This is a genomic window from Spirochaeta thermophila DSM 6578 (assembly GCF_000184345.1).
Lineage (GTDB): Bacteria > Spirochaetota > Spirochaetia > Winmispirales > Winmispiraceae > Winmispira > Winmispira thermophila.
In genome coordinates this window covers 2,097,495-2,117,681 of record NC_017583.1, presented here as the reverse complement: position 1 = coordinate 2,117,681, position 20,187 = coordinate 2,097,495, and the positions used below count along the sequence as shown (strand labels likewise).

The 20,187-nt window shown below is 64.3% G+C and carries 19 protein-coding genes; 15 read left to right on the top strand and 4 right to left on the bottom strand.

Features of this window, described 5'->3' with window-relative positions; genetic code table 11:
* Position 1: 1 nt before the first annotated feature.
* Positions 2 to 1,270: a M20 family metallo-hydrolase gene (locus SPITH_RS09645; protein ID WP_014625473.1), complete on the top strand. Its 1,269-nt coding sequence runs from the start codon at positions 2 to 4 to the stop codon at positions 1,268 to 1,270.
* On the opposite strand, the gene SPITH_RS09640 is transcribed toward SPITH_RS09645, so the two are convergent.
* Genes SPITH_RS09640 through SPITH_RS12135 form a run of 3 tightly spaced genes read right to left on the bottom strand, consistent with a single transcriptional unit; the run spans position 1,236 to position 4,393 of the window.
* The gene (locus tag SPITH_RS09640) at positions 1,236 to 2,090 is read right to left on the bottom strand and encodes a hypothetical protein (RefSeq protein ID WP_014625472.1); all 855 of its coding nucleotides are present in this window, start codon (positions 2,088 to 2,090) and stop codon (positions 1,236 to 1,238) included. The genes SPITH_RS09645 and SPITH_RS09640 overlap by 35 nt on opposite strands.
* A gap of 3 nt (positions 2,091 to 2,093) precedes the next feature.
* Positions 2,094 to 3,368 (bottom strand): LysM peptidoglycan-binding domain-containing protein, encoded by a 1,275-nt coding sequence (locus SPITH_RS09635; protein WP_014625471.1) that lies wholly within the window; start codon positions 3,366 to 3,368, stop codon positions 2,094 to 2,096.
* On the bottom strand, positions 3,335 to 4,393 hold the full coding sequence (locus SPITH_RS12135; protein WP_014625470.1) for a tetratricopeptide repeat protein: 1,059 nt from the start codon (positions 4,391 to 4,393) through the stop codon (positions 3,335 to 3,337). Before SPITH_RS12135 ends, SPITH_RS09635 begins: the two co-directional genes overlap by 34 nt.
* Positions 4,394 to 4,493: 100 nt before the next feature.
* Here SPITH_RS12135 and icd point away from each other — a divergent pair, with 100 nt between their 5' ends.
* The 14 genes from icd to SPITH_RS09560 all read left to right on the top strand — a co-directional run bounded on the left by icd (position 4,494) and on the right by SPITH_RS09560 (position 18,599).
* Entirely contained in the window at positions 4,494 to 5,702 is a 1,209-nt protein-coding gene (icd, locus tag SPITH_RS09625; protein WP_014625469.1) for an NADP-dependent isocitrate dehydrogenase, read from the top strand.
* A 60-nt stretch (positions 5,703 to 5,762) separates the two neighbouring features.
* Complete coding sequence (locus SPITH_RS09620; RefSeq protein ID WP_014625468.1) at positions 5,763 to 6,548, top strand: DUF432 domain-containing protein; 786 nt, start codon at positions 5,763 to 5,765, stop codon at positions 6,546 to 6,548.
* 2 nt (positions 6,549 to 6,550) lie between these two features.
* Positions 6,551 to 7,453 carry a mechanosensitive ion channel family protein gene (locus SPITH_RS09615; protein WP_014625467.1) on the top strand — a complete coding sequence of 301 codons (903 nt, stop codon included), beginning with the start codon at positions 6,551 to 6,553 and terminating at the stop codon, positions 7,451 to 7,453.
* A gap of 56 nt (positions 7,454 to 7,509) precedes the next feature.
* Positions 7,510 to 8,520, top strand: coding sequence for a P-loop NTPase (locus SPITH_RS09610; RefSeq protein ID WP_014625466.1), 1,011 nt, complete (start codon positions 7,510 to 7,512; stop codon positions 8,518 to 8,520).
* 192 nt (positions 8,521 to 8,712) lie between these two features.
* Complete coding sequence (dxs, locus tag SPITH_RS09605; protein ID WP_014625464.1) at positions 8,713 to 10,608, top strand: 1-deoxy-D-xylulose-5-phosphate synthase; 1,896 nt, start codon at positions 8,713 to 8,715, stop codon at positions 10,606 to 10,608.
* Between the two features lie 48 nt (positions 10,609 to 10,656).
* Positions 10,657 to 11,523 carry a dihydropteroate synthase gene (gene folP / locus SPITH_RS09600; RefSeq protein ID WP_014625463.1) on the top strand — a complete coding sequence of 289 codons (867 nt, stop codon included), beginning with the start codon at positions 10,657 to 10,659 and terminating at the stop codon, positions 11,521 to 11,523.
* Positions 11,520 to 12,317: a diadenylate cyclase CdaA gene (gene cdaA / locus SPITH_RS09595; RefSeq protein WP_014625462.1), complete on the top strand. Its 798-nt coding sequence runs from the start codon at positions 11,520 to 11,522 to the stop codon at positions 12,315 to 12,317. The genes folP and cdaA overlap by 4 nt, the downstream gene beginning before the upstream one ends.
* Positions 12,314 to 13,282: a CdaR family protein gene (locus tag SPITH_RS09590; RefSeq protein WP_014625461.1), complete on the top strand. Its 969-nt coding sequence runs from the start codon at positions 12,314 to 12,316 to the stop codon at positions 13,280 to 13,282. Before cdaA ends, SPITH_RS09590 begins: the two co-directional genes overlap by 4 nt.
* Positions 13,279 to 13,656: a holo-ACP synthase gene (locus SPITH_RS09585; RefSeq protein ID WP_013314609.1), complete on the top strand. Its 378-nt coding sequence runs from the start codon at positions 13,279 to 13,281 to the stop codon at positions 13,654 to 13,656. The genes SPITH_RS09590 and SPITH_RS09585 overlap by 4 nt, the downstream gene beginning before the upstream one ends.
* Positions 13,653 to 14,552, top strand: coding sequence for a DUF2225 domain-containing protein (locus tag SPITH_RS09580; protein ID WP_014625460.1), 900 nt, complete (start codon positions 13,653 to 13,655; stop codon positions 14,550 to 14,552). Before SPITH_RS09585 ends, SPITH_RS09580 begins: the two co-directional genes overlap by 4 nt.
* Complete coding sequence (gene truA, locus SPITH_RS09575; protein WP_014625459.1) at positions 14,539 to 15,285, top strand: tRNA pseudouridine(38-40) synthase TruA; 747 nt, start codon at positions 14,539 to 14,541, stop codon at positions 15,283 to 15,285. Before SPITH_RS09580 ends, truA begins: the two co-directional genes overlap by 14 nt.
* A complete protein-coding gene (locus SPITH_RS09570; protein ID WP_014625458.1) occupies positions 15,278 to 16,039 on the top strand; it encodes a uracil-DNA glycosylase in 762 nt (253 codons plus the stop codon). The genes truA and SPITH_RS09570 overlap by 8 nt, the downstream gene beginning before the upstream one ends.
* Positions 16,040 to 16,043: 4 nt before the next feature.
* Positions 16,044 to 17,987 carry a replication restart helicase PriA gene (priA, locus tag SPITH_RS09565; RefSeq protein WP_014625457.1) on the top strand — a complete coding sequence of 648 codons (1,944 nt, stop codon included), beginning with the start codon at positions 16,044 to 16,046 and terminating at the stop codon, positions 17,985 to 17,987.
* Positions 17,988 to 18,050: 63 nt separating this feature from the next.
* Positions 18,051 to 18,599, top strand: coding sequence for a DJ-1 family glyoxalase III (locus SPITH_RS09560; RefSeq protein ID WP_014625456.1), 549 nt, complete (start codon positions 18,051 to 18,053; stop codon positions 18,597 to 18,599).
* Positions 18,600 to 18,660: 61 nt separating this feature from the next.
* Here SPITH_RS09560 and SPITH_RS09555 read toward each other — a convergent pair whose 3' ends face one another.
* The gene (locus SPITH_RS09555; protein WP_014625455.1) at positions 18,661 to 19,995 is read right to left on the bottom strand and encodes an acetate kinase; all 1,335 of its coding nucleotides are present in this window, start codon (positions 19,993 to 19,995) and stop codon (positions 18,661 to 18,663) included.
* Positions 19,996 to 20,187: the final 192 nt, after the last annotated feature.

Below are 20,187 nucleotides of genomic sequence, written 5' to 3'. Positions count from 1 at the left end.
CATGCACGAGGATACGAGCAAGAGGATGCTTTCCTACATGGAGGCACACACCGAGGAGATGGTCGAGCTGCAGCGGCTGCTCACCTCTCACCCCGCCCTCTCGCCCGAGGTGGGTGGTCGAGGAGAGTGGGAGAAGGCCCAGGCCCTCGTCGAGTGGCTGGAGGCCCATCTCCTGCGCGAGGCGCGCGAGAAGGGGGTGGCGGCATCCCTCTCGGTGGTGGAGGTGCCTGACGAGCGGGCCGAACGCGGTTCCAGGCCTTCGATCCTGGTGGAACTCTGGCACGACAGGAACGGACCTGCCTTCTGGATCATGACGCACCTCGACGTGGTGCCGCCGGGCGAAGTCGCACTGTGGAACGGGGATCCCTTCACCGCGGTGGTAAAGGAGGGGCGTATCTACGGACGGGGAACCGAGGACAACCAGCAGTCGATGACGAGTTCGATCTTCGCGGCGCGTGCCCTGGTGGCCCTCGGCCTTGCGCCCGAGCGGCCCCTGAAGCTCCTCTTCGTGGCGGACGAGGAGTTCGGCAACCGTTACGGTATCCAGGCGCTCGTGACCTCCCACAGGAGTCTCTTCAAGGAGGGGGACGTGTTCCTGGTGCCGGACGGGGGACTCCCCGACGGCTCCATGATCGAGGTGGCGGAGAAGCAGCTCCTGTGGCTCAAGTTCACCACACGGGGACGCCAGTGCCATGCCTCGAGGCCCGATCTGGGGAAGAACGCCTTCGTGGCGGCTTCGGATCTGGTGGTGAGGCTCTCCCGGCTCGATGAGCGGTTCCCCCGGCGGAACGATCTGTTCGTGCCTCCCTGTTCCACCTTCGTGCCTTCCCGTAAGGACCCCAACGTGCCCAACATCAACACCGTGCCGGGCGAGGACGTGTTCTACATGGACTGCCGGGTGCTCCCGGAGGTGGACCTTGCCGAGGTCATGGGGGCGGTCGAGGCCCTCTGCCGCGAGGTGGAGGCGGCCTACGGCGTCGAGATCTCGGTGGAGGTGGTGCAGCGGATCGTCTCGAGGCCCACACCCGCGGATGCCCCGCTCGTGGATGCCCTGAAGGCCGCGGTGGAGGAGGTCTACGGTGTCGAGGCGCGTCCCATGGGGATAGGAGGGGGCACGGTGGCCGCTCCCCTTCGGAACGAGGGGTTCGACTGTGTGGTGTGGTCGACCGTGGACGAGACCGCTCACCAGCCCAATGAGTACTGCGTCATCGAGCACATGGTGAAGGACGCGGGGGTCATGGCCCTTCTTGCACTACGTTTTCGCAGATGACGAGGATCCTTCCCTCGGTGAGGATGCGTTGGTTCTCGGGATGGGCGAGGAGCATCCTCACCGCTTCCTCGGGAATCACGAGATCGGTCCTCCCCTGGCCGAAGACGGCTTCCGCCCGGATGCGCAGGGGATGTGCGCCTATGCGTTCGAGATGGGGTTCCTCCCGGTAGGAGGTGGTGAAGGCCACGGCTCCCCAACGGGTGAGTACCTGGGGAGGGATCATGCGTTCGCTCAGGACGAGCTCCCCGGTGGTGCTGTAGAGGCGGGGGAAGAGGGAGGGGGTGAGTGCGGCGGTTTCCCCTTGCTTTCCATATACGGGGAAGGTGCCCTTCGCGTCGATGACGAGTCCGGAGAAGGTGTCGGCGGGTACCCATCCGATGCGCTCGGGGAGGGGGTCGGGGTCGTGGTGGAGGAGGAGGTGTGGGAGGATTTCGCGGGGCACGGAGAAGGTGTAGCGGGCGGTGATACGCGAGAGGTCCTGGCTGTAGGTGATGAGGTCGGGGCGCTTGGTCTCGGGGAGCGCGAGGAGGGAGAGGAGGCGATCGGGGTTGGAGCGGAAGAAGTCCTCTCCGGTGATGCGGGAGGAAATGCGGAGGGTGGAGAGGGTCTGCCTGAGGGAGAGGGGGAGGAGCGTCTGGATGTCTTGGAGGGTGCGGTGGGGTGCGTCGGGGGTGAGCCGGCCGGCCGGGGGTGCGAGCCCGATGGTCAGTTCGAGGGTCTGGGCCTCCCAGTCCAGCCTCCAGTGGATGGCAGGAGGGGCTTCCTGGGTGAGGACGGGGAGCGACAGGAGGATGCCTGCGAAGAGGAAGATGCGCCTCATCTCTTATTCCTCGACCAGGGGCACGGGTATCTTGAGCCGCATTCCCGGATGGATGACCGCGGAAGGGGATAGGCCGTTCGCGAGGGCGATCCACTCCACGGTGGAGCCGTAGGTGCGCGCGATCCGCCAGAGGGATTCGCCTTCCTCGACCGTGTGGTGTTCCCACCTGAGGGAGGCGGGGAGGGCGGGAGGGGGTGGAGGGGTCCGGGGGGAGACGAGGGGGATGATGAGGGTCATGCCCGGCGTGAGGGCGCGTGGACGGACGTCCGGATTGTAGAGGTAGAGGAGGGAGAGGGGGATTCCGTAGTACCGTGAGAGGGCGGAGAGTGTGTCGCCTGTACGTACAGTGTGGAGGGTGATGTCCATCAAGGGGACTGATTCCAGGGCTTCCCTCACTGCCGGGGCATAGTGTCGGGGGATCCTGATCACGCTGGAGGGAGGGGCGATCCCCAGGAGGAAGGAGGCGTTCGCCTCCTCGAGGATGTCGAGCGGGACCCCCGTCCGTGCGGAGAGGAGACGGAGCGAGACCGGTCTGTCCACGGAGAGCCCCTCCCATTCCCATGGTTCTTCCCACGAGATGGGAAGCCCGTGTCGGGCCGCCTGGGATGCTATTTCCACCACGGCGATGAACCGGGCCACGTAGTGTGTGGTCTGGTGGGGAAGGTGACCTCCTTCGGCGAGGGCGAAGTAATCCGTGAGTCCCGTGAGGTGTATGATGGAGAGCATGCGGTTGAGGCCGCAGTTGTAGGCGGCGAGGGCGAGGAGCCAGTCTCCCAGGACGGAGTAGTTGTAGGAGAGTTTTTCGATGGCCGCGCGGGTGGAGAGGACGAAGTCCCGCCGTTCATCGATCCACTCGTTCTTCGTGAGCCACGGGTGCATGGAGTTCTCCATGAACTGCCAGAGCCCCACGGCCCCCGAGCGGGAGACCGCGCGTACGTTGTAGGCCGACTCCACCACCGGAAGGTAGACGAGTTCCCAGGGGAGTCCCGCTTCCATGATGCTGAGGGAGATGAAGTGCCAGAAGGGCCTCGCACGCTCGAGGCTGCGTGCGAGCCACGTCTTTCCTTCTCTCGAAAGGAGCCGTTCCCGTTCGGCCTCGATGAGCGGGTGGGGGGGCACCCGGAGGGAGTAGCCCCGTGGGCCGGCGTGGTGTGACCAGGAAGGAACCTCGGCGGGTCCGGTGCGGAGGGGGCGTGACGGCGCCTCTTCCCCCGGGAGGATGGCCGCCGAAAGGAGGATGCAGGCTAGAACTTCTCGCCGAAATAGATACCGGCCCATTCCCACTTTCCGTCGATGTCGGGATCGAAAGGATAGTTCACCCGCCTGAAGTAGAGATACCAGACGTTTATCCGGTACGACCACCCCCAGGTCCTCAGGTAGGCCTCGCTCGGGGTGGAGGAAGGATCGAGTTCGCTCGCATAGCGGACCCTGGTTCCGGAGAAGAAGGGGGTGAAGTCGAATATCACCTGAGCGTTCTTGGCGGTCCGCTCCTGCTCCCACGAGATGGAGAAGAAGTTGACCTTCGCCCGATACCGCGAGAGGAGGGCGGCGTTCCTGGTGCGAATGGCGTACGTGACGGCGTCGAACAGACTCTCGAGATCGTCGAAGAGCCAGTTCTTGGGCGAATCGTGGAAGGCGAGGAGTTCCTGAACCTTGAGGTAGGCCTCGGGTTCACCCGGGATGCTGGTGGCGGGGTAGTTGAGGAAGAGCCGGTAGGTACGGATGGCGTCGTCCCACATCCCGGCCTGCTCGTAGGACTTGGCAAGGAAGTAGTAGGCGACGCCAGCATCGATCCGGGAGGCGTACCGTTGGATGAGGAGATTGTAGTAGCGGATCCTGGTGTACGGATCTTTCTCCTTGTCGGCCAGCTCCCTGAGACAGAGGAAATGGAGGGGTATCCCTTCGATGAGCAGGTCGGGATATCCCTCGAGGATCCTCCGGTAGTAGAGGAGGGCGAGAGGCTCCGCACCCTCCCGTTGGTACTGACGGGCGAGGAGATAGAGGTAATAGGCGGTGAGGGGCGAGTCGGGAGTCCGGGAAGCGAGGCCGGAGAGGAAGGCGGCCCGTTTCGTCCAGAGTCCTTCCTGTGCGAGAAAACCCGCTATCTCCTTGACCGCGATGAGTCTCGTCTCGGGTGAACTCTCGGGGATCAACGAGAGAAGTCGGGCGATGTGTGTCCGTTCGGGAGGTCGTTCCGGAAGGAGATACCCGTCCACCCATGGGGGTGAGGGCACGAAGAAAAAGGACAGGGAGAGGACGACGAGGGTGAGGAGGATGAGCGTGGTACGGACGGTGCTGCTCACGGGTCGATCTTATAGTGTAAGTCGAGGGGTTGGCAAGGGCGTGCAGGTCCGCTATAGTGAGATGCCATGCATATCCCCCTGCAGGAAGGAGTAAGAAGCCGTGGGAGAGAAGATACGAAAGGAAGCTGGAGGACTCGTCGTACCTGACGAGCCCGTCATCCCCTTCATCCAGGGAGATGGGACCGGTCCCGACATATGGCGTGCGGCGGTTCGCGTCTTCGATGCAGCGGTGGAGAAGGCCTACGGCGGTAGGCGGAAGGTGGCGTGGCTGGAGGTGTTTGCCGGCGAACGGGCCTACCGGGAGAAGGGGACGTGGCTCCCGGACGAGACCCTCGAGGCCTTCAAGGAGTACCTGGTGGGGATCAAAGGCCCCCTCACCACGCCCGTCGGCGGTGGCTTCCGGAGCCTCAACGTGACGCTCAGGCAGATGCTCGATCTCTACGTGTGTCTGAGACCGGTGAAGTACTATCCCGGCATCCCCTCCCCGGTACGACACCCGGAGCTGGTGGACATGGTGGTCTTCCGGGAGAACACCGAGGACGTCTACGCCGGATTCGAGCTCCCCTCGGGGGATGAGCGTACGAAGCGTCTCATCGAGTTCTGCAGGAGGGAGTTCGGGTGGCAGATCCGCGAGGATTCGGGGATCGGGGTCAAGCCCATAAGCCCCACGGGGACGAAGCGTCTCGTACGGGCCGCGATCAGGTACGCCCTCGACCACGGAAGGCGCTCCGTGACCCTCGTGCACAAGGGGAACATCATGAAATACACCGAGGGGGCCTTCAGGGCGTGGGGTTACGAGGTGGCGAAGGAGGAGTTCGGCGATCGGGTGGTCACCTGGGAGGATGTCCCCGACGGCGTCGTGCCGGAAGGGAAGGTGCTCGTGAAGGACGCCATCGCCGACGCCTTCCTCCAGCAGATCCTCACCAGACCTGCGGAGTTCGACGTGATCGCCACCATGAACCTCAACGGGGACTACGTCTCCGACGCCCTCGCAGCTCAGGTGGGGGGTATCGGTATCGCTCCGGGGGCGAACATCAACTATGACACAGGGCATGCGATCTTCGAGGCCACGCACGGCACCGCACCCAAGTATGCGGGGAAGGACATGGTCAACCCGAGCTCCGTGATCCTCTCGGGGAAGATGATGTTCGAGTACCTCGGCTGGCACGAGGCGGCTGCGCTCATCGAAAAGGGCCTCACCGGTGCGATCGCCTCCCGCAAGGTCACCTACGACTTCGCACGTCTCATGGAAGGGGCCGAACAGGTCTCCACGAGTGAGTTCGGTAACCAGATCGTCGCCCACATGTGAGCCTCCTTCCTCAAGTGGTGCGTCCTTGGCATCCTCGCTCCTTCAGGGTACACTGACTTCATGCAACCGGAGGAGGCCTATACCCTGGAGGAGGGGGCTGGATACCGCGTACGGGTGGGGCGGCTCAGGCTCTCCCTCGGGTACGAGAAGGGAATGTGCAGGCTGGCGTATCGGTACGGATCACGTCAGGTGGATCTCGATATCCGTCCGGGTACCCCGATCACCGGACCTCCGGAGGAGGTGACCACCCAGAGCATCCTCCTCAGCGTGCCGGCGCGGTCTTTCTCCCTTCTCCCTGCGGTGCCCGACAAACCCCTCATCCTGTTTCTCGAGGATCCTCTGCGGGTGTTTCCAGGGAACGAGCACCGCATCTTCTTTCACATCCCCCTGTGGGTGAAGCTCGTCCTTCGTGGCGACTCGTACGAGTACACAGTGTTCGATCTCCCGCCGATGGTGTTTTCCAACACGTGGTCCGGATCTCCCGAGTCGGGAGTGCTCGGTTATTCCTTCAGGACGAGGATCATGACCGAACCCGAGGATCGTCCCCCGGGCATGTGGGCCCTCTGTGCGGTACGTCTCCACAACCGGACCCAGGGGGAGCTCCTTCTGGAGCGTTTCGTCGTGCCCGTTGCCTTCCTCTCCCTCTACCGCGGTGGGGACAGGCTCACCACCTCCCGCGCATCGCTCTCGTTCCGCGGAGAGACCGGAGAGCTCCAGTGGAAGTTCGAGAGGGGTGCTCCGGGGTACACCGAGGGCGAGGTGCTCGTCTCGGGTCCCAGGGAGAAGGCGACTCGAAACATCTTCGTGATGGGGGCTTCCCTCATCCGCAGTCTCACGGGGTTTTGAGTATGAAGTGGCCGTCCGTGGATCTGTCTGGACTCCTCTCCATGGAGTGGTGGGGGGATGCCCTCGGGATTCTCGTCCTGGTGGTGGGAGGGTTTCTCAGCCTCAAGCTGCTGAGCCTCTTTCTCCGCAAGGTGGTGCTCCGGAAGCTCTCACCCCATGCGAGCATGGTGATCACCAAGTTTGTCTACTATTCCGGCCTCCTTCTGCTTATCCTGGTGGTGCTCCAGAAGCTTGGGGTGAGTCCGACCACCATCCTTGGAGCTGCGGGGATCGCCGGTATAGCCGTGGGGTTCGCGGCGCAGACGAGCATGTCGAACCTCATAAGCGGGATCTTCCTCCTCTCCGAGCGACCTTTCAGCGTAGGCGATCTCATCAAGGTGGGCGAGATCACCGGGTTCGTGGTCTCGGTGGACCTCCTCTCGGTGAAGGTGCGCACCTTCGACAACAGGTTCGTACGTATCCCCTCGGAGAGACTCATCAACCAGGAGCTCGTGAACATCACCTACTATCCCATACGGCGCCTCGACATCGATCTCTCGGTGGCCTACAAGGAGGACTTCACCCGTGTGGCCCGCATACTGCGCGAGGTGGCCGAGAAGAATCCCTACTGTCTGGACGAGCCGGAGCCCCTCATCGTCTTCAAGGCCTTTGGGGCCTCGGGGATCGAGATCTTCTTTGGGGTGTGGTTCATAAAGACCGACTACCTCAAGCTCAAGAACTCCATCATGCACGAGATCAAGCAGCGCTTCGATGCCGAGGGGATAGAGATACCCTTCCCCCACGTCTCGGTCTACACGGGATCGGTCACCTCGCCCTTTCCGGTCCGGGTGGTGGATGAGGTGCATGATCCCTCCGTCGTGGGGGCGGCTCGGGACGTCCCTCCCCCTGAGGACGGGGGGCCGTAACCCCATGGGGGAGGCCGGCGCTTGCCTTCTCCGGATCGGGTGAGTACCTTAGACCCATGAGTCCTGAAGCAGTCTACGAGGTGTTGTCGAAGGTCACGGATCCCGAACTCGGCAGGAACATCGTGGAGCTGGGGTTCGTGAAGGACCTTTCGATAGAGGATGGGAGGATCGCCTTCACCCTCGAGCTCACCACTCCGGGGTGTCCGCTCAAAGAGACGCTCACGGCGCAGTGCAGGGAGGCCCTCCTCTCGGCCTTCCCCGAGGTGCGGGAGGTGGACATCCGCGTGAGCGCGCGTGTCCGTCAGGACGCCCGCATCCAGGAGAGGCTCTCGGTGCCCGTGAAGACCGTGCTCGCGGTGGGAAGCGGAAAAGGCGGGGTGGGTAAGTCCACGGTCACCGCCCTCCTCGCCCACCTCTTCCACAGGTTGGGAGCCAAGGTGGGGGTCCTGGATGCCGACATCTACGGGCCCAACATCCCCCGCCTCCTCCCGCCCGTGCAGGGTCCCGAGGCGGAGGGTGAGCGTATCGTCCCTGCCCGGACGAGGGAGGGGATCGTGGTGATGAGTGTGGGGTTCCTCGTGGAGGAGGGGCAGGCCCTGGTCTGGCGAGGTCCCATGCTCCACAGCATGCTCCAGTCGCTCATCACCCAGGTGGAGTGGCCCGTACTCGATTACCTCCTCCTCGATCTCCCCCCGGGCACGGGGGACGTGCAGCTCAGCGCGAGCCAGCTCCTGCCGCTCACCGGTGCCCTCCTGGTGGCCACGCCGCACCCCCTCGCCCAGGAGGACCTGCGACGCGGGGTGGACGCCTTCAAGCGGCTCTCGGTACCCCTGTTGGGTGTCATAGAGAACATGGCCGGCGAGGTGTGGGGCGAGGGGCTCACGGCCCGTACCGCGGAGAGCCTCGGCATTCCGTTCCTGGGGAGTATTCCCCTCTCCCGGGAGATCGCCCATGCGGGTGTCTCGGGCGATTTCTCGTTCCTCGACAAGGGTGAGCTGCCTTTCAGGGATGTCGTGGAGGCCGTGGGGTCGAGGGTGAGCGTGGAGACCTACCGACTCCAGGGGTGAGGCCCTTGACGAAAGGGGACGGGGTTCGCATAATGCATCCACCACTTCTTTGTGAGGAGAGAGATCGGTGCCGTGCGGAAGAAAGCGTAAGCGGAAGAAGATCGCCAAGCACAAGAGGAAGAAGAAACTCCGGAAGAACCGCCATAAAAAGAAGAAACGCTGAGGTTTCATGACTCGAAAGAGGGCAGGCCGGTGAACTTCACGTACCTCTCTCAGGTAGAGGGGCCAGAGGATGTCAAGAGACTTTCCTTCTCCCAGCTTTCCGAGCTGGCAGAGGAGATACGGGAGTATATCCTTGCGACGGTGAGCCGGACGGGAGGACATCTTGCATCCAATCTGGGCGTGATAGAGCTCACCCTTGCCCTCCACTATGTCTTCGAGAGCCCGAAGGACAGGATCATCTGGGACGTGGGGCACCAGTGTTACCCCCACAAGATCCTCACGGGCAGACGTGATGCCTTCCCCACCCTTCGCCAGAGGGGGGGGATAAGCGGGTTCCCCAAGCCCTCGGAGAGCGAACACGACGTGGTGGAGACGGGGCACGCCTCCACCTCGCTCTCCATAGGTCTGGGCCTCCGGATGGGCATGGAGCTCCTCCGGCGGGAGGGAAAGGTGGTGGCGGTCATCGGGGACGGCGCCCTCACCGGCGGCATGGCCCTGGAGGCCCTCAATCACGCGGGACACCTCAAGAAGGACCTGATCATCGTCCTCAACGACAACGACATGTCCATCAGCCCCAACGTGGGGGCCCTCTCCTACTACTTCAGCAGGCTCTCGTCTACCAGCTCGTACCAGCACTTCAGGGAGTGGGTGGACGGGATCATCGCGGGTATCCCCCACTACGGGGGAAGGCTCATGGACATGGTCGAACGACTGAAGGCCGGTGTGAAGTCTCTGGTCTATGAGCAGAACCTCTTCTCGGTCCTGGGGTTCGAATACGTGGGGCCGATCGACGGGCACCGGATCGATCGACTCGTCCAGGTGTTCCAGGACGTGAGGGAGATGCAGCGGCCGGTGGTGGTCCATGTGAAGACGAGGAAGGGAAAGGGGTACCCCTACGCAGAGGAGGATCCCACGACCTATCACGGGGTTCCGTCGTTCTGTGTGGACAGCGGGGAGGTGGCCTCCTCGGGAAAGGTGACCTTTACCCAGGCCTTCTCCCAGGCCCTCCTCTGCGAGGCTTCGAAGGATGAGCGCATCACGGCCATCACGGCGGCCATGGAGACGGGGACAGGGCTCGCCCCCTTCAGGCAGGCCTTTCCGGACCGGTTCTACGACGTGGGGATCGCAGAGCAGCACGCGGTGGCGCTCGCCGCAGGCCTCGCACGTGCCGGGCTCAGGCCCGTGGTCGCCCTCTATTCCACCTTTCTCCAACGGGCGATCGACCAGGTGATCCATGACGTGGCCATCCCGAAGCTCCCGGTGGTGCTTGCGATCGATCGGGCGGGACTCGTGCCCGGTGACGGGGAGACTCACCAGGGGATTTTCGATGTGCCCATGCTCAAGGCGGTGCCGGGCATGACCATCCTCATGCCTGCGACTGCCGACGAGATGCACCTCATGCTTCGCTGGGCGCTCGAGAGGGGCGGCCCGGTGGCCCTTCGGTACCCGAAGGATGTCTGCCTTCCCCCTCTCTCGGCATGTGAGGAGGAGCTCATCCCCGGACGGGGGGTGTTCCTGCGGGAGACCGGCGAGGCGCACGTCCTCCTGGTGGGAGCCGGAGGGCACCTCAGGGAGCTCCTCTCGGCTGCAGAACTGCTCTCCGGCGAGGGGATACCGGCGGATGTCTACCACCTGCGCTTTCTCAAGCCGCTCGATTTCGTCCATCTTGGAAAGATCTTCTCGCGGTATCGGGGCGTCTACCTCCTGGAGGATGGGGTGGCCTCGGGAGGTGTCGGAGAGACCATCCTCGCCGCTGTGGATGTGGAAGGGGTGCGGCTCGTCCACAAAGGCGTGCCCGACGAGTTCCCCACCCATGCGACGAGGCAGGAGCTCCTCGCCGACTACGGCCTCGATGCGGCCCACATAGCGGAGCTGGTCCGCGAGGGGGTGGGCGGTTCCCGGAGGCTCCACTCCCACTCTGCGTGACGGCCGGGAGTGCGTGCACCTTCCGCGTGTTTGTGGTATACTGCCCCCATGAAAGCCATCAGACTCGCATCTGGAGCCCTCCTTCCATACGAACGACGGCCGCTCGTCATGGGCATAGTGAACACGACGCCGGATTCCTTCTATCCCGGAAGCAGGGCCTCCGGTGAGGAGGCGGTGAGGAAGGCCGTGGCCCTCGTGGAGGAGGGGGCGGATCTCCTGGACATAGGGGCCGAGTCCTCGCGTCCCGGGAGCGACTATGTCTCCGAAGAGGAGGAACTCGCCCGGCTCGTTCCCGTGGTCCGGGAGGTGAGGAGGCTCGTGGACGTTCCGATCTCGGTGGATACCCGGAAGGCCCGGGTGGCCCGGGAGGCCATCGATGCAGGGGCCGACATCGTGAACGACATCTCGGCCCTCAGGGACGATCCCGACCTCGCACGGCTCGTCGCGGAGAGGGGGGTGCCGGTGGTGCTCATGCACATGCGCGGAACACCCCGCACGATGCAGATCGATCCTCACTACGACGATCCGGTGGAGGAGGTGCGGAGGGAGCTCCTCTCGTTTGTGGAACACGCCCTCGAGGCAGGGGTGCATCGTGACCAGATCATCATCGACCCGGGATTCGGGTTCGGGAAACGAAGGGAAGACAACCTCCTGCTCTTGAAGCACCTGGATGTATTCGTCTCCACCGGGTATCCTGTGCTCGTGGGAGTCTCCCGCAAGTCCTTCATCGGACTCACCCTGGGGAGAGAGGTGGAGGAAAGACTCTCCGGCACCCTCGCGTGCCACTACCACGCCGCCCTCAAAGGAGCGGCCATCCTCAGGGTGCACGATGTCAAGGCCACGAGGGATCTCATCCTCATGAAGGAGGCCGTGGAAGGAGCGACGCTCCCCTCCGGGCCTGCGGCGGAGTCATGATAGAGACGCTCAAGACCCTCTGGGACACGGTGTTCCTCCCCCTCCTCGATATAGGGATACTCGCGTTCCTCATCTACAAGACGTACGAGCTGCTCCTCGTGACCAACGCCCTCCCGGTCCTGAGGGGGCTTCTCTTCCTCGGAGGGCTCTACCTCCTCGCCTTCGTCCTGGGGCTCTCGACCCTCCGGTGGATCCTCTCGTTCCTCGCACCAGGCCTGGTGCTCGGCGTGTTCGTGATCTTCCAGCCGGAGCTCAGGCGCATCTTCACCCGGCTCGGCCAGGGACAGGTCTTCGGCCTCGGGGCGAGGAGGTATTCCCTCGACATCGACGCGGTGCTCAATGCCATGGAGGTCCTTTCTGCGGCGCGGCGGGGAGCCCTCATCGTCCTCTCCCGGAGCATGAGCCTGCGGAACGTGATAGAGACGGGAATCCGGCTGGACGCCGAGCTCTCATCCTCGCTCCTCATCACCATATTCGGCCATGACACCCCGCTCCACGATGGTGCGGTGGTGATAGAGAAGGGGCGGGTGGTCGCGGCGGCCTGTTTCCTCCCACTCTCCGAGCAACCCCAGGCACGGCGGGCCTTCGGCGCCCGTCACCGGGCCGCCCTCGGACTCGCCGAACAGTCGGACGCGGTGGTCCTGGTGGTCTCGGAGGAGACAGGTGCCCTCTCGCTCGCCTACGAATCCAAGCTCCTCTACGACCTCTCGCCCGAGGAGCTCAGGGCCGTCCTCGCCGGGTTGCTCGGACTCCCGAGGGAGAGGACCCGCATCGAACAGGGGGAAGGGGTATGAGGACGAAGAGGAACGTGTTCCACCACCTCCCCGCGAAGATCGTCTCTCTCGTCTTCGCCGTCCTCCTCTTCTATGCCCAGAGGTACTCGGCCTTCGAGGAACGGTATGTGATGATCCCCTTGAGCGCCCGCCTCCCGGAGACGCTCATCCCTGCGAGTCCCCTTCCGGAGAAGGTACGGGTGGGGATACGGGGCAGGGAGGAGGATATCTACGCCCTCCTCCCCGAGGACCTGTCCGTGTACGTGGACCTCTCTTCCCACACGGTGCCGGGTCGTTACACCGTCCCGATCCATCTCGATCGGGGGGAATCCGCCCTGGGTGTGGAAGCCGAGTTTTCCATAGAACCCTCGCAGATCACGGTGGAACTGGTGGAGAAGCTCTCCAAGTCGCTCCAGGTGATACCCGATGTGGCGGGTTCCCCGCCGCCCGGGTACGAGGTGGTCCAGATGCTCGTGATCCCCTCGTCGGTCGAGGTGGAAGGTCCCAGGGACGTGATCGAGGGGGTGACGCAGATACGCACGGAGCGTATCGACCTCTCCAGCAGGACCGAGGATGCGAGCCTCACCGTGCGGCTGGTGAGGCCCGCTCCTTCCGTGAGGATCCCGGGAGGGGATGTGGTGGAGGTGCGTGTCCTCGTGAGGGAACGGATCATCCATCAGACATTTGAGAAGGTCCCCCTGGTGGCGGTGGACCTGTCGCCTTCTCTCGAGATGGAAGGGCTTCCCGAGGAGGGGTCGGTCACCATCCAGGGGCCGTATTCGACCATGGAGGGGCTCGCCCCGCAGGATGTGCACCTGGTGGTGGACTGTGGAGAGGTGGAGGAACCGGGTGAGTATGTGCTGGAAGTGCGGCCGATCGTTCCCCAGGAGGTGGTGGTGCTCGACTTCTCACCTCGCCAGGTGGGTGTGCGGGTGAGGTTTCGGGAGTCCCCGGCTACCGGAGTCGTCTCGGAGGAGGGGGAATGATCCTCGGAGTGGGCATCGATGTGGTGAGGATCGACCGGATCGCACACTGGTGGGAGAACCCCGGACTGGTGGCCCGCTACTTCCACCCTCTCGAGATAGAGAGCATACGACGGAAGGGGGGAGGGGTCGCCGGATCGCTCGCCGCACGGTTCGCGGCCAAGGAGGCCTTTGCAAAGGCCCTGGGAACGGGGCTGCGCGGGTTCTCGCTGAACGAGGTGCAGGTGGAGAACGATCCCCACGGCCGTCCCTATCTCGTGCTCCACGGAAGGGCCCGCGACCTCTTCGCACGGCGTGGGGGGGCCCGTGCGCACCTCTCGCTCACCCATGAGAAAGACGCGGCGATCGCCGTGGTGGTCATAGAGGGGGATGTATGACGCAGGAATCCAGCCCTGATACGGGTCTCAAGCTCACCTACTTTTCCAAGCGGCCGTTGGAGTGTCCCGTGTGCAGGACCGAGTTCTTCAGGGAAGACCTGCTCTCGGGGCGGGGGCGTCTCATCGCGGGCCGCCTCACGCTGGAGCTTCGAAGGCTCTACGAGCCCTCGAAGAAGTATGGGGTGGTCTACCCGCTCGTGTATCCGGTGACGGTGTGTCCCTCATGCTTCTACGCCGCCTATCCCGAGGACTTCCTCGAGATCCCCGCCGAGGCCCTAGTTCCCCTCGAGGCCTCCACCGACGCGCGCCGGGAGCTCCTCCTCTCGATCTTTCCCGACCTCTCCTTCTCGGCCCCGCGGCGCCTCTACGAGGGGGTGGCGAGTTACGTACTGGCCATGCTCTGCTACGAACACTTTCCGGCCGACCTGGCTCCCACCTTCAAGATGGGCCTCTCGGCCCTCCGCGGGGCCTGGCTCGCCTCCGACCTCCAGGCCCAGTTCCCGGATGAGGGCTGGGGCCTCCTCGTGCGTCACCTCTACCGGAAGGCACGCTTTCTCTACATCCTGGCGGTGGAGAGAGAGCAGAAAGGTGAGGAGGTGCTCTCCCGCCTCAAGTATCAGGGACCCGACCTCGACAAGAACTACGGCTACGACGGCGTCCTCTATCTTGCAGGACTCCTCGATTATCGGTATGGTCCACGATCGAACAGGGAAAAGCGGGTCGCCTCGCTCATGCGGGCCAAGCAGATCATCGCCCGCATCTTCGGCATGGGCAGGGCGTCCAAGCACAAGCCCCAGGTGCTCCTCGACAATGCGAGAGACGTCTACGACCTCATCCGGGAGGAGCTCGAGTCACTGGGGGCCGATGGAGGGGAGCCGGTAGATGGGTCAGCGTAACATCAAAGTGGTACTCGCCTACGACGGTACGGACTTCGTGGGCTGGCAACGACAACCGAACGGGCGGAGCGTCCAGGGGGTGGTGGAGGATGCCTTGGCGAGGATGCACAAGCACCCGGTGCACGTCCATGCGGCGGGTCGCACCGATTCGGGGGTGCATGCCGTGGGCCAGTGTATCAACTTCATCACCGACATCGATTCCCTCCCGGTGGAGAAGTTCGCCCTTGCGCTCAACTCCTTCCTGCCCCGCGATGTGAAGGCCCTCCAGGCCGAGGAGGTGCCTCCCGACTTCCACGCCCGTTACAGCGCCGTGCGTCGGGAGTACCGCTACTACGTGTTTTCCTCGCCCTCGCCGTATCCCCACCTCAGGCGCTACAGCCTGTGGGTGAACCGCCTGCCGGACGTCCGTCTCCTCAATGCGTATGCCTCCTGCATCGTGGGCGAGCACGACTTCTCCAGCTTCTGCAGCCCGTCGGATCCGAGCCCGTCCAAGGTGCGCCTCATCCACACCGCCTCGTGGTTCCCCGAGGGGGCTCGGCTGGTCTTCCGTATCGTGGGGAACGCCTTCCTCTGGCGGATGGTGCGGGCCCTGGTGGGTACCATGCTCGACCTCGAAAAACAGAAGGCCGACCCCGAGATGATGTGGAAGATCCTGGAGGCGAGGGACAGATCGGCGGCCTCGGACAGCGCCCCGGCGTGGGGGCTCTTCCTCCATGAGGTGCAGTATGAGTGAGCAGGACCTCTACAAGGAGTTGTGGGAGCTTTCGTTCCTGGTGGAAGACCTCGTCCATGGGGGATGGGAGCGCCCACACCCCGAACCACCCACCGTCCCGGGGGAAGCGCCTCCCCTCGTGGCGGGATCAGGAGAGAGGAGTGAGGGGAAACCCACCGGCGGGGACGATCCGGCACGTACGCTCGGGGCCCTCCACGAGCAGGTGCGCGCCTGTAACCGGTGTGACCTCGCCCGGACCCGGCGGCAGGCCGTGCCGGGGACAGGGAGGGTGGGCCTCCCGGTGATGGTGGTGGGAGAGGCCCCCGGTGCGGACGAAGACGTGAAGGGCGAGCCGTTCGTGGGGAGGGCCGGGCAGTACCTGGACAAGTGGCTCGCGGCCATAGGGCTGCAGCGAGGCCGGGATGTCTTCATCACGAATGTGGTGAAGTGCAGGCCGCCGGGGAACCGCGATCCCCGTCCCGACGAGATTTCGGCCTGTCTCCCCTTCCTCGAAGCACAGATCGCGCTCGTGAGACCGCGGGCCATCCTCACGGTGGGGAGGTTCGCCGCCTCCACTCTGCTCGGTACACAGGAGGGCATCTCTCGCCTCCGGGGGAGGGTCTATCGGTACCGGGACATTCCCCTGGTGCCCACCTACCATCCGAGCGCGGTCCTCAGGGATCCGTCGCTGAGGAGGCCTGTCTGGGAGGACCTCAAGCTCCTCTCTTCCGTCCTGCGCGGGGAGGGGGCGGGCGTGCACGATGCCTCGAGGTGAGGGTATGTGGGTGGACGTGGCCTTCAATCTTCCCCTCCGTGAACCCCTCACGTACCGGGTGGAGGGAGAGGTCCCCGTGGGCGTGCGGGTACGGGCACCCGTAAGGGGGCGGGTGCTCACCGGGTACGTGGTAGGGGTGAGGGGGAATCCTCCTTCCGGTGTGGCACCCGAGGACCTCAAGCCCGTGGAGAAGGTGCTCGATGAAGAACCCCTGTTCGACGGGCGTGTCCTCTCTCTCGCACAATGGATGAGTTCCTACTACCTGTGCGGGCTGGGCGAGGCCCTCTCGGCCATGATCCCCGGCGGGAGGGTGCAGCGGGAGGCGCCCGTGCCGTATGATGAGCCTGCGGCATACCGGCGGCACCGGCTCTCTCCGGCCCAACGGGAGGCGGTGGAGGCCGTGGTCTCCTGCACCCACCCCATGTTCTACCTCTGGGGTGTCACCGGATCGGGCAAGACCGAGGTGTACCTCACGGTCGCCGAGCACATGCTCGAGCGGGGGAAGGGGGTGCTCTACCTGGTGCCCGAGATCGCCCTCACCCGCCAGGTGGTGGAGACCATCCGCGCCCGGTTCGGCCAGGACGTGGCGGTGCTCCATTCTCGCCTCACCGCCTCACAACGGCTCGCCGAGTGGCGGAGGATCGTCCGTGGCGAGGTGCGCTTCGTCATAGGTGCCAGGAGCGCGGTCTTCGCCCCCATCGGCGACCTCGGGCTCATCGTGCTTGACGAGGAGCACGAGTCGAGCTACAAGTCGGGTGCCACCCCGCGGTACCACGCCCGCCAGGTGGCCATGCACCGCGCCCGCACCGAGGGCGCCCTCCTCCTCATGGGGAGCGCCACCCCCTCGCTCGAAGCCTACCATCTCATGCATACAGGGCGGCTTCCCTTCTTCCACCTTCCCGAGCGTGTGGCGGGGGGAGAGCCCCCCCGTATAGAGATCGTCTCCCTCAAGGACCATCCCGGCCCGCTCTCCAAACCCCTCCTCAGGGAGATCGAGCGTACCAAGAAAGAGGGAAAGCAGACCATCCTCTTCCTCAACAGGCGGGGATTCGCCCACTACGTGGGATGCAGGGCCTGCGGGTTCGAGATGACCTGCCGCCATTGCTCGCTCCCCCTCACGTACCACAGGGCCGAAGAGGTGATGGTCTGCCACTACTGCGGCTACCGGACCAGACCCATCGACGTGTGTCCCTCGTGCGGGAGCGTGGACGTACGCTACAGCGGGCCGGGCACCGAGCAGGTGGAGAAGCAACTCAGGGAGACCTTTCCCTTCTACCGCATCGCCCGACTCGACACGGACACGGCCCGGAAGAAAGGCGTACTCGAGCGCGTACTCGAGGAGATGGAATCCGGCCAGGTGGACGTGCTCCTGGGGACGCAGATGATCGCCAAGGGCTTCAACTTTCCCCGCCTCGGGCTCGTGGGGGTGGTGCTCGCCGATACCGGGCTGCACATGCCCGACTTCCGGGCCGCCGAACGGGTCTTCTCCCTCCTCGTTCAGGTCGCGGGCCGTGCGGGCAGGTTCATGCCGGGCGGCCGGGTCGTCATCCAGACGTATCTGCCCGATCATCCCGGCATCGTGTGTGCCCGGGAGCACGACCTCCGCCGCTTCTACGAGGAGGAACTCGCGGTGCGGAAGGAGACCCTCTTCCCTCCCTTCTCGAGACTCGTCCGCCTCGTCTTCCGGGGGAGGGACGAGCGCAAGGTGGAGAGGGACGCCGGGGGATTCGCCTCCCTCCTTTCGGCCGACCTGCCCGAGGGTGTCGAGCTCCTGGGTCCCGCCCCCTGCCCCATGGAGAGGATCGCCGGCAACTATCGGTACCACCTCTTCCTCCGCTCGTCCTCACTCGCCCCCATGCACGACCTCCTCGCCCGCACCCTCCCCCTCTTCAGGCCTTCCTCGGGCGTGCACCTCGAGGTGGACGTGGATCCGGTGCAGGTGGTATGAGGTAGCCGATCACCCCGTTTCGGAGTACCCTTGGATAGAGAACACGTTCTCAAGGAGGCTTGTATGGCACGAGTCGCAGTATGTCTCGCCGATGGATTCGAGGATGTGGAGGCCGTGACCCCCATCGACCTGCTGAGGCGCGCTGGCGTGGAAGTGGTGGTAGCCGGTGTCACCGGCAAGGAGGTGACCGGTTCGCGCGGCGTGCGCATCGTCACCGACGCCCTCCTCGCGGATCTTTCGCCCGAGGACTTCGACGGCATGGTGCTGCCGGGGGGCATGCCGGGCTCGAGCAACCTCGCCGCCTCGGACGCGGTGCGGGCCTGGCTCTCCCACTGCATGAAGGCGGGAAAGACCATCGGGGCGATCTGTGCCGCTCCCGCGGTGGTGCTGGGCAAGGCGGGGCTCCTCGAAGGAAGGCGTTTCACCTGCTATCCCGGAATGGAGAAGGAGGTGGAGGGAGGTACGTGGGAGCCCTCTCCCGTGGTGAGAGACGGCAACCTCATCACGAGCAGGGGCGTGGGGACCGCAGGCCTGTTCGGGCTCGAGCTGGTGCGCGCCTTCGCCGGAGAAGAGGCCTACCAGAAAGTGGGCAAGGCCACCCTCATCCTCTAGTCGGTGAAAGAAGGGCGGGGAGCCAGAAGATTCCCCGCCCTCTCTCTACGTGGTGCTACTGTCACGTGTTGAGGATGATCTTCTCGAGACCCGGCCACTTCTCCATGTCGCGGGGAAGCTTTTCGAGCCGTTCCGCGTTCCTGTAGGAGGGGTTCTCGAAGGTGTAGGTGAACCGGGTGTGGATGTCGTAGGTACCGTTCATGAGGGCGTAGGTGTCCTCGGTCATCACCATCTCCTCGTCGGTGGGGATGACGAAGACCTTCACCGGCGAATCATCGGTCGAAATGATGGTCTCGGCGTTGCGGGTCATGGAAACGCGGTTGCGCTCCGGGTCGAGCTTCACCCCCAGGGCCTCGAGGCCTTCGAGGGCGATCTGTCGTATGATGGGCCCCTTCTCACCCACGCCTGCGGTGAAGACGATGGCGTCCACCCGGCCGAGGGCTGCCATGTAGGCCCCGATGTACTTCTTGATCCGGTACCCTTCGATGGTCTGGCAGAGGATCGCGCGCTTGTCCCCCTGTTCCGCCGCGATCTCCACGTCCCTGCGGTCGACCCACTTCCCGGTGATCCCGAGGACGCCGCTCTTCTTGTTGAGGATGGACTCCACTTCCTTGGGGGAGAGCCCGGTCTGCTGCATGATGTAGAAGGGGATGGCGGGGTCTATGTCGCCGCAGCGGGTGCCCATCACGAGTCCTTCGAGCGGGGTGAGGCCCATCGAGGTGTCGTAGGAGCACCCGTTCTTCACCGCATTGATGCTCGCCCCGTTCCCGATGTGGGCGATGATGAGGTTGGTCTCGGAGGGCTTCTTGCCGAGGAGCACCGCCGCCCTCCGTGAGGTGTAGAGGAACGAGGTGCCGTGGAACCCGTAGCGCCGTACCCCGTACTTCTCGTACCACTCGTAGGGGAGGGCGTAGATGTAGGAGTGGTCGGGCATGGTCTGGTGCCAGGCGGTGTCCATGATGGCGCAGTGCGGCACGTCGGGCAGGAGCTGGCGGGCGGCCTCGATCCCCTGGATGTTGGCCGGGTTGTGAAGCGGAGCGAGGTGGGCGATGCTCTTGAAGACCTCGACCACTTCGTCGGTGATGACCACCGACTGGGCGAACTTCTCTCCTCCGTGCACCACCCTGTGGCCTACGGCCTTGATCTCCGAGAGGTCGGAGATGGCTCCGTACTCGGGGTGGAGGACGGCCTCGATGATGAGCTGGATGGCCTCTCTGTGGGTGGGACAATCCTGTTCCTTCTTGTACTCGGGTTTTCCAGCGGCCTCGTGGACGATCACGGATCCCTTCTGGGTGACGCGTTCCACGATACCGGATGCGAGCCTCCGCTTCTTGTCCCAGTCGTAGATCTGGTACTTCACAGAGGAGCTTCCGCAGTTGAGGGTCATGATAACCATGGGGGAAACCTCCGCGTATGAAATGAAGATGGATACATGTGATTACCCTTACAGGGTGGCACAATGCGGTATTTTTTTCAAGTAAAAGGGAAAAATTTCGAGTTTTCCTGATATATCAGCATGGGCGAGGTGCGCATCCATCCCGCGGTGCCGGTGTTTCGCGCAAAGATTATCGAGAGACTTCGCTACGGG

What these genes read in the sequence shown, in the direction of transcription:
- SPITH_RS09645 (WP_014625473.1), top strand. Translation starts at nt 2, where the DNA reads ATGCACGAGGATACGAGCAAGAGGATGCTTTCCTACATGGAGGCACAC.
- SPITH_RS09640 (WP_014625472.1), bottom strand. Translation starts at nt 2,090, where the DNA reads ATGAGGCGCATCTTCCTCTTCGCAGGCATCCTCCTGTCGCTCCCCGTC.
- SPITH_RS09635 (WP_014625471.1), bottom strand. Translation starts at nt 3,368, where the DNA reads ATGGGCCGGTATCTATTTCGGCGAGAAGTTCTAGCCTGCATCCTCCTT.
- SPITH_RS09620 (WP_014625468.1), top strand. Translation starts at nt 5,763, where the DNA reads ATGCAACCGGAGGAGGCCTATACCCTGGAGGAGGGGGCTGGATACCGC.
- SPITH_RS09615 (WP_014625467.1), top strand. Translation starts at nt 6,551, where the DNA reads ATGAAGTGGCCGTCCGTGGATCTGTCTGGACTCCTCTCCATGGAGTGG.
- SPITH_RS09610 (WP_014625466.1), top strand. Translation starts at nt 7,510, where the DNA reads ATGAGTCCTGAAGCAGTCTACGAGGTGTTGTCGAAGGTCACGGATCCC.
- folP (WP_014625463.1), top strand. Translation starts at nt 10,657, where the DNA reads ATGAAAGCCATCAGACTCGCATCTGGAGCCCTCCTTCCATACGAACGA.
- cdaA (WP_014625462.1), top strand. Translation starts at nt 11,520, where the DNA reads ATGATAGAGACGCTCAAGACCCTCTGGGACACGGTGTTCCTCCCCCTC.
- SPITH_RS09590 (WP_014625461.1), top strand. Translation starts at nt 12,314, where the DNA reads ATGAGGACGAAGAGGAACGTGTTCCACCACCTCCCCGCGAAGATCGTC.
- SPITH_RS09585 (WP_013314609.1), top strand. Translation starts at nt 13,279, where the DNA reads ATGATCCTCGGAGTGGGCATCGATGTGGTGAGGATCGACCGGATCGCA.
- SPITH_RS09580 (WP_014625460.1), top strand. Translation starts at nt 13,653, where the DNA reads ATGACGCAGGAATCCAGCCCTGATACGGGTCTCAAGCTCACCTACTTT.
- truA (WP_014625459.1), top strand. Translation starts at nt 14,539, where the DNA reads ATGGGTCAGCGTAACATCAAAGTGGTACTCGCCTACGACGGTACGGAC.
- SPITH_RS09570 (WP_014625458.1), top strand. Translation starts at nt 15,278, where the DNA reads ATGAGTGAGCAGGACCTCTACAAGGAGTTGTGGGAGCTTTCGTTCCTG.
- priA (WP_014625457.1), top strand. Translation starts at nt 16,044, where the DNA reads ATGTGGGTGGACGTGGCCTTCAATCTTCCCCTCCGTGAACCCCTCACG.
- SPITH_RS09560 (WP_014625456.1), top strand. Translation starts at nt 18,051, where the DNA reads ATGGCACGAGTCGCAGTATGTCTCGCCGATGGATTCGAGGATGTGGAG.
- SPITH_RS09555 (WP_014625455.1), bottom strand. Translation starts at nt 19,995, where the DNA reads ATGGTTATCATGACCCTCAACTGCGGAAGCTCCTCTGTGAAGTACCAG.